This is a genomic window from Paenibacillus sp. KS-LC4 (assembly GCF_036894955.1).
Taxonomy (GTDB): domain Bacteria; phylum Bacillota; class Bacilli; order Paenibacillales; family Paenibacillaceae; genus Pristimantibacillus.
This window is the reverse complement of sequence record NZ_CP145905.1, coordinates 3,015,139-3,027,634: the sequence shown is the minus strand read 5'-3', so window position 1 is coordinate 3,027,634 and position 12,496 is coordinate 3,015,139. Positions and strand designations below refer to the sequence as shown.

At 47.7% G+C, this 12,496-nt stretch carries 10 protein-coding genes; all 10 read right to left on the bottom strand.

All coding sequences use genetic code 11. The features are described from left to right. Positions 1-15: 15 nt before the first annotated feature. Complete coding sequence (locus V5J77_RS12935; protein WP_338556392.1) at positions 16-729, bottom strand: alpha/beta fold hydrolase; 714 nt, start codon at positions 727-729, stop codon at positions 16-18. A 9-nt stretch (positions 730-738) separates the two neighbouring features. Further along, on the bottom strand, positions 739-2,763 hold the full coding sequence (locus V5J77_RS12930) for a carbamoyltransferase C-terminal domain-containing protein (protein WP_338556390.1): 2,025 nt from the start codon (positions 2,761-2,763) through the stop codon (positions 739-741). A gap of 57 nt (positions 2,764-2,820) precedes the next feature. Further along, a complete protein-coding gene (locus V5J77_RS12925; RefSeq protein ID WP_338556388.1) occupies positions 2,821-4,848 on the bottom strand; it encodes a carbamoyltransferase C-terminal domain-containing protein in 2,028 nt (675 codons plus the stop codon). 64 nt (positions 4,849-4,912) lie between these two features. Next, positions 4,913-6,700 (bottom strand): ABC transporter ATP-binding protein, encoded by a 1,788-nt coding sequence (locus V5J77_RS12920; RefSeq protein WP_338556386.1) that lies wholly within the window; start codon positions 6,698-6,700, stop codon positions 4,913-4,915. Positions 6,701-6,704: 4 nt separating this feature from the next. Further along, positions 6,705-8,489 (bottom strand): ABC transporter ATP-binding protein, encoded by a 1,785-nt coding sequence (locus tag V5J77_RS12915; protein WP_338556384.1) that lies wholly within the window; start codon positions 8,487-8,489, stop codon positions 6,705-6,707. A 56-nt stretch (positions 8,490-8,545) separates the two neighbouring features. Further along, the gene (locus V5J77_RS12910; RefSeq protein ID WP_338556382.1) at positions 8,546-8,821 is read right to left on the bottom strand and encodes a phosphopantetheine-binding protein; all 276 of its coding nucleotides are present in this window, start codon (positions 8,819-8,821) and stop codon (positions 8,546-8,548) included. A gap of 42 nt (positions 8,822-8,863) precedes the next feature. Beyond that, the gene (gene fabG, locus V5J77_RS12905) at positions 8,864-9,604 is read right to left on the bottom strand and encodes a 3-oxoacyl-[acyl-carrier-protein] reductase (protein WP_338556380.1); all 741 of its coding nucleotides are present in this window, start codon (positions 9,602-9,604) and stop codon (positions 8,864-8,866) included. A gap of 4 nt (positions 9,605-9,608) precedes the next feature. Next, positions 9,609-10,784 carry a beta-ketoacyl synthase N-terminal-like domain-containing protein gene (locus V5J77_RS12900; protein WP_338556379.1) on the bottom strand — a complete coding sequence of 392 codons (1,176 nt, stop codon included), beginning with the start codon at positions 10,782-10,784 and terminating at the stop codon, positions 9,609-9,611. Between the two features lie 55 nt (positions 10,785-10,839). After that, positions 10,840-11,262 carry a 3-hydroxyacyl-ACP dehydratase FabZ gene (gene fabZ / locus V5J77_RS12895; protein WP_338556378.1) on the bottom strand — a complete coding sequence of 141 codons (423 nt, stop codon included), beginning with the start codon at positions 11,260-11,262 and terminating at the stop codon, positions 10,840-10,842. A 33-nt stretch (positions 11,263-11,295) separates the two neighbouring features. Further along, entirely contained in the window at positions 11,296-12,495 is a 1,200-nt protein-coding gene (locus V5J77_RS12890) for a beta-ketoacyl-[acyl-carrier-protein] synthase family protein (protein ID WP_338556376.1), read from the bottom strand. Between the last annotated feature and the right edge of the window lies 1 nt (position 12,496).

The window sequence follows — 12,496 nt, the reverse complement described above, 5'->3', positions numbered from 1 at the left end:
GGTCAATTCGCTTGCTTAGCGTACGCTGCTTAGCAAAGTGCGATTGATATGCTGAATGACCGTGTCAAAGCTGTCATTAATGTAAAAATGTCCGCCCATAAATTTATGGACTGAAAACTCCCCAGTCGTATGCTTGCCCCATTCGGCAAAATCCCGCTTATTGACATCCCAGTCCTTCACGCCTGTCATCGCATTAATCGCTGTTGACAAGGGCTCTCTGCTGCCGTCATAAACATAGGATTCCATCGCATAAAAATCGGCACGCAATATCGGAATAAATGCATCCGCAAGCAGCGAATTTTCAAACAGCTCCTTAGATGTTCCTCCAAGCTCCAGCAGCCGCTCTTTAAGCTGCTCGTCCGGCGTGCTTGGATTGACTAAATCCGGTCTTGTAATATGGGGAGCCCATCTGCCGGACACGAATATCATCGTAGGGTCATGACGTTTTTGCTGCCTCAACTTATGCGACAATTCATAAGCAAGCATACTTCCCATGCTATGACCAAAAAAAGCATAAGGACCATCGTCAATAATGTTGTCGACTTGCTCATACACGTCCTCAATCGCCTCATCAAAGGTGTTGTACAAAGGATCTCTTGGCCGGGCACCTCTGCCTGCCAGCTTCACAGGAACAAAGTCGATATGGTCGGACATATGTTTTTTCCACTTGTAATAATACATGGACGAGGCACCGGCAAAAGGAAAGGCAAGCAGCTTCAGCTTCTTCATCCTGACTCCTTACCCCTTAGCCGATAGGGCTGCAACGCGCTCGGATGGTCTGAGATGAACGAGTCGAAGCGACCAAAGCTCGATAAAATGCTCTGCTATTTCCGATTTTGTCAGCGCAGTGCAGCCTAGTTCATCAGCAAGCTCGTCCAGCGATTTATGGCCGTCTGAAAGCTCCAGCATGAGGAACACTTCCTCCGGAATCGCTTTTTTGTATTTATCTCCAAAATGAAGCCTTACTTCATGAAGCGTGCGTTTCGTCCCGTCAGCGGAATAGCCAATTGATTTTTTCAATTCCGAATTGATCAGCCTCGTCGGCACCATATGCAAATAATCAGCATTGTCTACTTCCTTTTTGTCTACCATATAATCGCCGATAGCCAAGTAGTGAATATTCGTCGTCAGGAAGCTTGCAATTGCATCCTCCTCCGAATCTACGATGGGCTCAACGTTGTTGTTGAACGACGTATTCAGCAAAATCGGTACCCCGGTCAATTTACGGAATTCATTAATGAGCTCCCAATACCGTTCATTCGTTTCTTTTGAGACCGTCTGAATGCGGGCAGTGCCATCGACATGTGTAACGGCTCCAAGCAGCGGCTGCTTATCCTCTTTTGTCATAAGTACAAAATTCATATACGAGTAAGGTGCTTTCGTACGCGGCAGCTCATAGTAGTCGCCTACATGCTCTTCCAAAATGGATGGTGCAAACGGCCGGTAGCCCTCCCGTTTCTTCACCATCTCGTTAATAATGCTTTTGTTCTCCGCTGGCCTTGGATCAGCAAGAATGCTGCGGTTGCCTAGCGCACGAGGACCAAATTCGGAGCGCCCCTGAACCCAGCCAAAAACAGCCCCATCGGCAATTCGTTTGGCTGTCTCCTCGGCGATGTTGTCCACCTTGCGGAAGCTGACGAAACGCTCCCACCGTTTTAATATTTGCTCCAAGCCCTCATTGCCTTGAATTTCGCTTCCCCAATACAGATGCTCCAGCTTCTCCAGCGACTTGTCAGGCGCAAATTTATTGGATACGAACAAGGCGCCGCCTAGCGCATTGCCTGCATCATGTGCCGCCGGCTGTACGAAAACCTCATCAAAAAGCCCCGCATAAAGTACTTTTCCATTCATGGAGCAGTTATGGGCTACACCGCCTGCCATGGCAAGCTTCGTATGTCCGGTTGCCTGCTGATAATGCGTTAGCATATGCATGACAATCGTTTCGAGCGCCTCCTGCAAGGAAGCGGCCAAATCCATATGCTCCTGCGTAATGGGACCGCCCTTCTTTCTAGGCGTCATAAAATCGAAAAGAGCAGTTGACCAGGCCAAATTAATTTTGAACTTGCCTTCGGGAAGCAGAACATATGCTTTTCTGAGCATCCGTCTGAATTTGCTTGGATCGCCGTACGGCGCGAGGCCCATTACCTTGTATTCATCATGCTGGTGGTAGCCCAGCATACGGATAACCGAAATATAGAAGGAGCCCAAGCTGTTTTCATTGGAGATGCGGTCAAGGATTTTGAAGTCCGTTCCTTCGGCACTAATAATATAGCCGGCGTAGCCCTCCTGCGATTCCCCGTCAATTGTAACCGTCAAGCTGCGATCAAAGCCGGACATGAAATGCGCGCTGGCTGCATGGCAAATGTGGTGGTCGACAAAAACGATTCGATTCGGGTCATATTTCGTGCCGTCAATCTGGTAAAAGAAATCTACCAGCAGCTCTCTCGAATTTTTATGCAAGGAATCGCGATAGAAAAAGTCATCCCGCACAAGCAGATTGGTCTCCTGCTCTCTTGTCGTTATAACAACCTTATCAATATCCGCGAACGTAATGCCGAGCCGCTTTAAGCATAATAGGATCGTTTGCAGCGGAGCCTTGCCGGTATGCTTTACCCGGTTAAGCCTTTCTTCCTCAGAGGCCGCTATGACCACCCCATCTTTAATAAGAACAGCAGCAGAGTCATGCGCAATTCCGCCATAGCCAAACACCTTTAAATCCTCATGCGGCAATTCAATGCCGCCATTAAGACCCAGCACTAGCATGTACATCCTCCTATCTATCCTTTAATAGATTTTCCTTCTCCGCCTTTACTGCATCCTTCAGACGGTAGCTAATGCAATGGTTTCGAATGGCCGTAAATGCACCAGCCGCAAAGACCATAATTCTATCATTTCATCTACGATATCCTCTTCAGTCTTACTGCCGCAGCCTGCTAGCTCAACCAGCTCTGCCAGCGTCTTTTCCCCGTCGGATAGCTCTAGCAGCCGATACATCTCTTCCGATAACGCAGTCTTATATTTATCTCCAAAGTGGAGGCGTATTCCGCAGCTGACTTTCTTGCCTCCTTCAGCTGTATAGCCGACCGATTTCTTCAGCTCCGAGCTAAGCGGCCGTTTCGGTACAAACTTCATAAATTGTTCCTTGCCAACTGTTTTTTTGTCGATGATGTAGTCACCGATAATTAAAGTGTTAATATTAGTCGTCAGGAAGCTGACAATGGCGTCCTCTTCTGAATCTACAATAGGCTCCGCATTGTTGTTAAACGAAGTATTAAGCAGCACCGGCACACCCGTCAGCTTGCGGAATTCATCAATTAAGTGCCAGTACCTTTCATTCGTTTCACGAGATACCGTTTGAATGCGCGCCGTTCCGTCTACGTGAGTAACCGCGCCGAGCAGCTCCTGCTTGTCCTCCCTCGTCTTCAGCACGAAATTCATGTAGGCGTAAGGAGCTTTTGTCTGCGGCAGCACATAATAATCGTCTGCATACTCTTCCAATATGGAAGGAGCAAACGGCCGGTAGCCCTCCCTTTTTTTCACCATGGCATTGATAATGCTTTTGTTTTCCACTGGACGCGGATCAGCCAAAATGCTGCGGTTGCCTAGCGCCCGAGGGCCAAACTCCGAGCGTCCCTGCACCCAACCGATAACGGCTCCCTCCGCAATTAACTTAGCCGCAGCTTCGACAACATGATCTGTTTTGCGGTAGGTAACAAACCGATCCCATTGCTTCAAAATTTCTAGAATGCGATCATTGCTTTGAATGGCGCTTCCCCAGTAGAGATGACGCAGCGTTTCTGTCTGCAAGCTTGGAGCGAGCTTACGGGACTGCAGCAGTGCTCCTCCAAGCGCATTGCCCGCATCATGGGCGGCAGGCTGCACAAACACTTCGTCGAATAAACCCGAGTACAAAATTTTTCCATTTAGCGTACAGTTATGCGCAACCCCGCCTGCCATGCATAGCTTTTTACGTCCGGTCGCCTGTTGAAAATGGACGAGCATATGCATGACAACGTTTTCGAGTGCTTCCTGAAGCGCAGCCGCTATGTCCTTATGCTCCTGTGTAAACAGCTCACCCTTCAAACGGGGATTAGACATTAAATCCATCAGCACATAATAAAAGCTTCTATTAAGCTTGAATTTACCTTCAGGCAGCAGGGTGAAAGCTTTCTTGAACAGCCTTCTGAATTTGGCAGGATCTCCATAAGGAGCGAGCCCCATTACTTTGTATTCATCATGAGTCGTATAGCCGAGAAACTCGATAATTTGTGTATAAAAGGCACCTAAGCTGTCATCGTTAGTAATATGGCTTAGCGGCTTGAGCGAGGTTCCTACAGCATCAAGCACAATTCCGGCATTGCCTTCCAAGGAGGCACCATCTATTGTAACGACAAGCGCTTCATCAAAGCCGGACATATAATAGGCGCTTGCAGCATGACAATAATGATGATTTTCAAACACTACATTCTCTTTCTTAAAATCCGTATCAAAAAATTGCTTTAGTCGTTCGACCACCCACGCCTTTGGATCACTGTACGGAAATTGCCGAAATTGATGCCGATGGGTAGTCGTTTCGTATTTAAACTGAGCTTCTTCACAGTAAAAGACGATTTTATCCACATCGTCCAAACGTACTCCTCCTAGCTCCAGACAACGGCGAATCGATAAAATCGGCAGCTTTCCTGAGTGCTTAATGCGGTTTAAACGTTCTTCCTCATAGGCGGCGACCACTTGCCCGTCCTCAATTAATACGGCTGAAGCATCATGAATCTCCGAATTCAAGATGGTCGTAACAAACCCGTCCTCATGAGGGAAATCAATTCCGCCGCTTATGCCAAGTATCCTCATTCATGTATCCTCCCTTAATTCCTCTATATTTAGTGTACAGTAGCGTTGCCGCAAGCTTTCACACTCAAGCTTCTTGCTGCAAGGCTTGTGGAAGCCATTCCTGTGTTCGCTTCTGTGTATGATACAGCCTGCTGTATGCGCCACCTGCTGCCAGAAGCTCGTCATGCTTGCCCTGCTCCATAATATTCCCGCCGTCAACGACTACGATCATGTCAGCTTGCTCAATGGTGGACAGCCGATGGGCGATAGCAATCGTCGTTTTCCCTTCCATCAGCCGCTCGATTCCTTGCTGGACCGCCAGCTCCGAATCGCTGTCCAATGCTGAAGTAGCCTCATCAAGCAGCAAAATCGGCGCGTTTTTCAATATAGCTCGGGCGATAGCTATTCGCTGCTTTTGACCACCAGACAGCCTCACGCCTCTTTCGCCAACCGCGGTTTTATACCCATCTGTCTGCTCCGAAATAAAATCATGGGCAAACGCTGCACGCGCCGCCTCTACAACCTCTGCAGTCGTCGCGTCCAATTTTCCGTAGCGAATATTTTGCTCGATCGTTCCTTCAAATAGATAGGGATCCTGAGAAACGTAGGCCATCCTGTCCCTTAGCTCTTCTAATGAATATTCCCCAAAGCTTTTGCCCTCAATTCGAATGTCGCCGTCGGAGAATGGATAAAAACCAAGCAGCAGCTTCATAATCGTGCTTTTGCCGCCCCCGCTGGGCCCTACAAGCGCGACATGCTGCCCTTTGTCTACCTGAAGATTCAAGCGATTTAACACATTTTCGTCTTTGTGATAGGCAAACGATACGTTTTTGAAATCGAGCATTATATTTTCGTTTGAGCATGCGACTTCAGCTTCCTTCGAGACCGCAGCGTATCGCTCGGGTTCTTCTGCTACATCCAGCAGCTCAAACACCCGGTCAGCCCCCGCCAGCGAGGATTGCAAGTTGGACCAGAAAACGCCTAGATTGCGGAAAAGATTCGTTACGTTCTCCAACAGCAAAATAACCCCCAGCAAGCTGCCGATTGTCAGCTGGCCGTTAATCAGCATAAAAGCTCCAATAATAAAAGCTCCGCCATTATTAATCCACAGCAGAAAATAATTAGTGCTTGTTAAATAGGCGCTTTTCTTCGCTCGTTGTAAAAACAAATCTGCAAGCCGAGTCGTCGTTTCCTTGTACTTGCGGTTCATCCCATCGACCATCTGAAACGTTCTGCTCACCTGTGTACCAGCAACAAGATTCGTTAAGCGTTCAAGCTGAACGCCGGACTGCTCCTGAATTTCGGTGCCAAGCGTTCGGAACGGCTTAGCGTATCTTGAATTTACATACGTAGACAGCATTCCTAACAAAATCATGGCAACGGCAAATCTCCAATCCAGATAAAACATAATGACGGCTGATATTGTTCCGGTAGCCATTAAGGAAAGAAGCGTAAGCGCTTCTCCAGAAAAGGCATTTTCCATCGTCTGCAAATCATTTGTTATTCTGGACAGGCTGTCACCGCTATGGCTGTTCTCGTAATAAGTAACAGGAAGCTTCTCCATATGATGAAAAACGCGAAGCCGCATGCTGTTCATAATTGTCTTGACCGTTTTACCGTACCAATATTGGAAAAGTGGCGTTAGTATACACATAGCAATGACGATGAGCATGAACTGGATGGTGAGCGTCATTACGGCAGCCATATTTTTCTCGGTTATCGCATCGAGAAATGTAGAGACCAGCATGGCTGTAATAATGGATACGCTTGAGCTCATGAGACCGAAGCCCAGAAAACTGAAAATAAAAGTTAGTTTACGCCGACCAAGCAATTGGGCAAGTCTCGCCATTTGTTGTTTATTGCTTATCTTCAAGCAACTATGCCCCCTCTTGACCAAGCCCATACGGCTGGTCTCCATGCTTGCTTGCCTGATTGTTGTAAAGACGATGATAAGTGCCGTTATTGGCAAGCAGCTCTTCATGTGTGCCGCTTTCTTCAATACGCCCCTCGTTCAGCACCAAAATATGGTCCGCATTCATGACCGTAGACAGGCGATGTGCGACGACCAAAACCGTTTTGTTTCGCATAATCCGGTTAATGGATTGTTGCACAAGCTGTTCGGATTCAGAATCAAGCGCCGAAGTTGCCTCATCGAGCAGCAAAATGGGGGCATCCTTCAATATGGCCCTGGCAATCGCTATCCGCTGCTTTTGTCCACCTGACAGCTTAACCCCCCGCTCACCGACAAGCGTATCGTACCCCTGTGGTAATACCCGAATAAATTCATGGATATTTGCAAGCTTAGCTGCGGTTTCTACATCCTCAATGCGGTAGCCCTCATCCGTGCATGCAATATTTTCGGCAATAGAGCCTGGAAAAAGGAAGGTATCCTGCGAAACATGTGAAATGAGCGCCCTTGCGGATGATAGCCTCCAATCGGTGAGCGGCTCGTTGTACAGCTTGATTTGCCCACCCTTATAATCATAAAAGCCGGTTATAAGCTTAAAGATCGTCGATTTGCCTGAACCGCTTGGCCCCACCAAGGCGACCGTTTTACCTTGCGGCAATGTAAAGCTGACCTCGTCAAGCACCTTCGTATGATCATCATAGGAAAAAGTAACCTGTTTAAATTCAAGTGCAGGTGCTGATACCGAAAGGTTTTCCGGCTGCTTGCCATCTATCCGTTCTGTTTCAGCATCCAGCAATTCAAACAGATGCTCGACAACGCCAGCCGTCATCTTGAATCGGCTAATCTGATTTGGAATTTCTCCCATCCCGGACACAAGATAATTGATGAACTGCACAAACGCGATTAAAGCGCCTATTAAAAGCTGTCCTTCGCTAACCAAATATCCGCCGAACAGAAAAAATACAACCAGCGGAGCCGTTCGGATAAATACACTGAGTGCTCCAATCGCAGCAACGCGTTTCTCGATTTTCAGAAAATGTTCAAGCAGCTTGTCAAGCAGCAGCTGGCACTTTTGATACACAGCCTGTACTAGATTGTATGACTTAATCATATAGATACCGCCAATGGTATCTTGAACAACGGTGCTCATTTGAGCCATGCTTTGCTGGACATCTGCTGCATATTGACCTAATGGGCGACTGACTTTTTCACTCAAAAAGGTCATAAACAGCAGCATGCCGAAGCAAAACAGCGTAAGCTGCCAATTCATATAAAACATAACGGCAATACAGGCAGCGACCCGGACAATGTGAAAAATAAGAGCAGCAAAATCATTGTAAATAAACCCTTCTATTTGATTGATGCTGTTCGTCATTCTGGAGCTAAAGTCGCCAGAGTGGCGCGATTCCATATACGAAATAGGCAGTTTATTAATATGCTCGCTAACTTTATTTTTTAAATCTCGGGTTACCAAGGCGCTATAGCGTCCTGACGAATACACACTGAAGAAATTAACAATGATCCCTGTCACTATAAAAAGGAGAATTAATTTTACAACCTGTATTACGCCTTCCATATCACCAGTCTGGGTAGAAGAAAATAAAAGATTAATAATATAGATGAGCAAAATATCATTTGCCGCTATAATGATGGTGCTTATCAGCTTTAGTGCTATCCAATACCGATAGGGCTTAAGAAAGACAAACAACCGGCGCATTGAAAAAAATGCGGAGTTACGGCGTGCTATTTGCATAAGTGCCCTCCACTATAGGGTAAGATTGCCTCACAGAGCCCTGCGAGCGGAGAAAATTAATGATTTTGCCCTTCTACAAGCTTTTGTACGCTATCCTTAAACTGCCCCAAGGTAGCAAAATGGTCGATAATCAAAATTTCATTTTCAAACTCGACATCAAACTCATTTTCCAAGGCTACAATTAATTTAACGAAAGAAATCGAGTTAAGGCCTACCGTTTCCAAATCCGATTGCAATACACTCTCATCAATCGTCAACAGCTCCATATTTTTTTGCAAAATTTCATAAAACCTCATATTAAAGTCCGCTACTTTTAATTCCCCACTCATCATTTAACCTCCCTAAAATCGTTCGTTTTTACTTTCAAGGCTGCCTTAAATCATTCCTCCATCGACAATAATCGTCTGTCCATATATGTAGCTTGCATCGTCAGAAGCTAGGAATAGGGCTACCTTTGCAATTTCATCAGCCTCGCCTAACCGGCCGCAGGCAATTTTATCAACAAAATGACGGCGCACGCGATCGGGAACTTTCCCGAGCATATCCGTCACGATATAACCTGGTGCAATGGCATTTACACGGATGTTTTTTCCAGACACTTCTCTTGATAGTGATCGAGTCAAGCCAATGAGACCAGCCTTGGACGCACTATAATTCGTCTGACTTGAAGCACCCGTTAAAGCGGAAACGGAAGAAATATTCACGATGACTCCGCGCCTCTTGCTGATCATCGAAGGCAGCACCGCTTTGCAGCAATTGTAGGCGCCTTTCAAATTGGTATTGATGACGTTGTCCCAGGAGGATTCCTCCATCAGCATCAGAAAACCATCCTCCGTTACGCCCGCATTGTTGACCAGCACATCAATCTTTCCAAACTGCTGGACAGCCTCCTCTATTACAGCAAGCGCATTCATATGATCGGATACATCCAGCGCGAACGCTTTCGCCTTGCCCCCCTTTTCCTGCAGGGCAGCTTCCAGCTTCTCAGCTTCTTCCTCACTGCTTTTATAGGTAAAGAGCACGGTAGCCCCTTCACTGGCAAAAGCCTGTACGATGGCGCAGCCGATTCCCTTCGCTCCTCCGGTAATAAAGACGACTTTATCGGCAAATTTCAAGGGTTCACCTCCGAACCGTTCCAAGGATAACGCTGTGCAAGCATCCGTTGACATCATATCCGTTCACTAATATATATTCGTAATTGCCCAAACGCGGCTTTTGATGGACGATATCCAGCTCTAAAGAGGTATCCGGCTCGATGCAGCCTGCCGTTAAAGGCATGCTCCCTTTGGCAATGGCTAGAGCACCCGCTGCGACATTCAACATATACGAAGCGCCAAGCGTTTCGCCTGTTGCCCCTTTAATTGAAGCAACCGGTATGGAAGCGGCACGCTGGCCAAAAACTTCATGAATAGCTTGGGCTTCCGCCTTATCGGCATAGCGTCCACCCCCGGCAGCCATCAAAATGCCATCAATAACGCTTGGAGAAATCGAGGCATGCTTGAGCGCCATATCCATCACACGAGCGAACAGCTTTGAATCCGCATCAGCGCGGTCTTTGCCAAGGTAGCCTTTCCCGATTAAACTTGCATACCCGACAACCTCACAAACGATACGTTCCGGACTGCTGACTAACACGCTCTCTGTCTCAAGCAGCAATGCAGCGGCGCCTTCTGTCATTCTCGTTCCGCTTCTATTTCGGTCGAGAGGTCGGCACAAATGATTTTCATCCTTTGTGACGTAGTTCTGCTGCTGAAAGGAATCGAGCAGCTCTGGGCAATATTCCTCTACCCCGCCGCATAATATCGCATCGGCCTTACCGCTTTTGAGCAGATCAGATGCATAGGCAACCGCATTGCTGCCCGTTAGTATGGTGCTCGCACCCTTCAGCTTTAAGCTCAAGCAAACATGGCCGATTCCCGAGTTATATACCGTACTTGCGAAAACGGTGGGGCTCACCATATCGACGCCACCTGAGACAATTTGATTGCTAAGGGCAAGGTTAGATACCAAGGGACCATATCCTGTCGTAAAAACAGTTCCAATCCGGTTATGATCCCATTGCTCCTGCGCGATCAAATCTTCATCAAGCACTTGTTTCGAGGCGCTCATGGTCAACCGTGAAAACCGATCCATCCGTCTTGCCACCCGATTTTCAATATTTTGCGGAATATCCACCGGCAGCTTAAGCTCATCGGGCCTCACCGCCGCCTGTGCGTTTATGCCTTCCCAAAACTCATCTGCACCGGACCCTGCACAGCTTATCGCTCCAACAGCCGTAACAAATATTTTATGCATATGGATTCTCCCAAATTTATGAATTATGCACTGCGGAATGTAAGACCACCTTTTTTTAATTGGAATAGCTTAAGGTTAGCAGTCCAGAAGCGACTACTTTATCGCCGACTGCAGCCGTACATTTAATCTGGTGGAAGATATGGAAGGATTCTACCAATTCTGCTTCTACCGTAAATGTATCGCCCGGTACAACCGGATGCATGAACTTGATTTGGTTAACCGCACTTAAATAAAATTTGTTGGCCGCAGGGCTCTCCTCGTTGTAAAAAATAAATCCGCCGACCTGCGCCATCGTCTCAATCATGAGAACGCCTGGATAAATAGGCTCATCGGGGAAATGTCCAACTGCCCACTGTTCATTAAAGCTTATGTTTTTGTAGCCTTTGGAACGCTTCATGTAAAGCGTCTCCGTAATTCGATCTACCATGACAAACGGGTAGCGATGAGGCAAGCCTCTTGCAATATCAATCGTTTCCATCCCTGACAGCTCCCAGCATATGGTGTATAATGCTTAGACCTTTCCGACAACTATACTTGCAGAATGGCCGAAGAAGGCGTACGAGTTGGACATCGCGTATTTAATGGACCGTTCCTCAGCGTTCCCTTTCACAATCTGAAGGTGCTGAAATGGTTCCGGCTGCTTCTTCAGAAATGCAGTTGGAGGCACAATGCCGCGATCTATGGCAAGCAAGGTTGCCGCCAGCTCCACGCTTCCCGCAGCTCCCAAGCAGTGGCCAGTAACCCCCTTCGTTGAAGAAATCATAACCTGGGACGGCTTCTCCTCGGCTCCAAAAACCTTGGACAACGCTCTCATCTCCATTAAGTCATTCAGTTCGGTTGCTGTGCCATGGGCATTGACATAATCAATGTCTCCCGGCTGCAAGCCCGCATCCTCCAAGGCCATCCGCATCGTCCGTACAGCCCCTTCTCCTTCTGGATCGGGACTTGTAATATGATAGGCATCATTGCTTAAGCCGTATCCCAGCAGCTCGCCGTAGATGTGAGCCCCTCTTGCCTTCGCTCCATTCAGCGTTTCCACGATAAAGACGGCGGCTCCTTCGCCAAGCGACATGCCGTCCCTATCCTGATCAAATGGCACACAGCCGCCCAGACTCATGGACTGAAGGCTGTGAAACCCGGCAATGTAGTTATCCGATAAGGGCTCTGCTCCAACAACGACCATTAAATCAGCCATTCCGCCCCTAATAGCATCTAGAGCAATTCCTGCTCCCGCCGTTCCAGCGGCACAGGCCGACATCGTTGTGTAGGCTTGGCCCCTTATGTCTACATACGAAACAATATGTGAAAGCAGCGATGGAATTTCAATCAGCCCATCGGGGTCATTCCACTTCTGCTCCCGATTATTTTGAATATATCTCATCGTTTTAATATGACCGGGGACAGATTCTGAAAGAGACAAGCCCGCTCTTGCCTCCAGCTTGCCAATATCCTCTTTCGTCAGTCCACTGTCCGCCAAAGCTTCATCAAGCGCGGCATAAGTCATTTGAACAGCCCGCTCATCCTCTTCCATTTCTCGATACAGCTTGTCAACGCTGCCGGCTACCTCGCTGCTTACGCCAAGCTTGTTCAGCTTATCGTGTGCCCGAAGCCCGCTGGCGCCATTCACAATGGACTGGAAGAAAGCTTCTCTGTTTGAGCCGCCTGGCGCGATAATTCCAATTCCGGTTACTACGGCTTGCGGTCTGCTCATC

Excerpts from the sequence above, each read along its gene's own strand:
- V5J77_RS12935 (WP_338556392.1), bottom strand. The coding sequence starts at position 729 with ATGAAGAAGCTGAAGCTGCTTGCCTTTCCTTTTGCCGGTGCCTCGTCC.
- V5J77_RS12930 (WP_338556390.1), bottom strand. The coding sequence starts at position 2,763 with ATGCTAGTGCTGGGTCTTAATGGCGGCATTGAATTGCCGCATGAGGAT.
- V5J77_RS12925 (WP_338556388.1), bottom strand. The coding sequence starts at position 4,848 with ATGAGGATACTTGGCATAAGCGGCGGAATTGATTTCCCTCATGAGGAC.
- V5J77_RS12915 (WP_338556384.1), bottom strand. The coding sequence starts at position 8,489 with ATGCAAATAGCACGCCGTAACTCCGCATTTTTTTCAATGCGCCGGTTG.
- V5J77_RS12910 (WP_338556382.1), bottom strand. The coding sequence starts at position 8,821 with ATGATGAGTGGGGAATTAAAAGTAGCGGACTTTAATATGAGGTTTTAT.
- V5J77_RS12900 (WP_338556379.1), bottom strand. The coding sequence starts at position 10,784 with ATGCATAAAATATTTGTTACGGCTGTTGGAGCGATAAGCTGTGCAGGG.
- fabZ (WP_338556378.1), bottom strand. The coding sequence starts at position 11,262 with ATGGAAACGATTGATATTGCAAGAGGCTTGCCTCATCGCTACCCGTTT.
- V5J77_RS12890 (WP_338556376.1), bottom strand. The coding sequence starts at position 12,495 with ATGAGCAGACCGCAAGCCGTAGTAACCGGAATTGGAATTATCGCGCCA.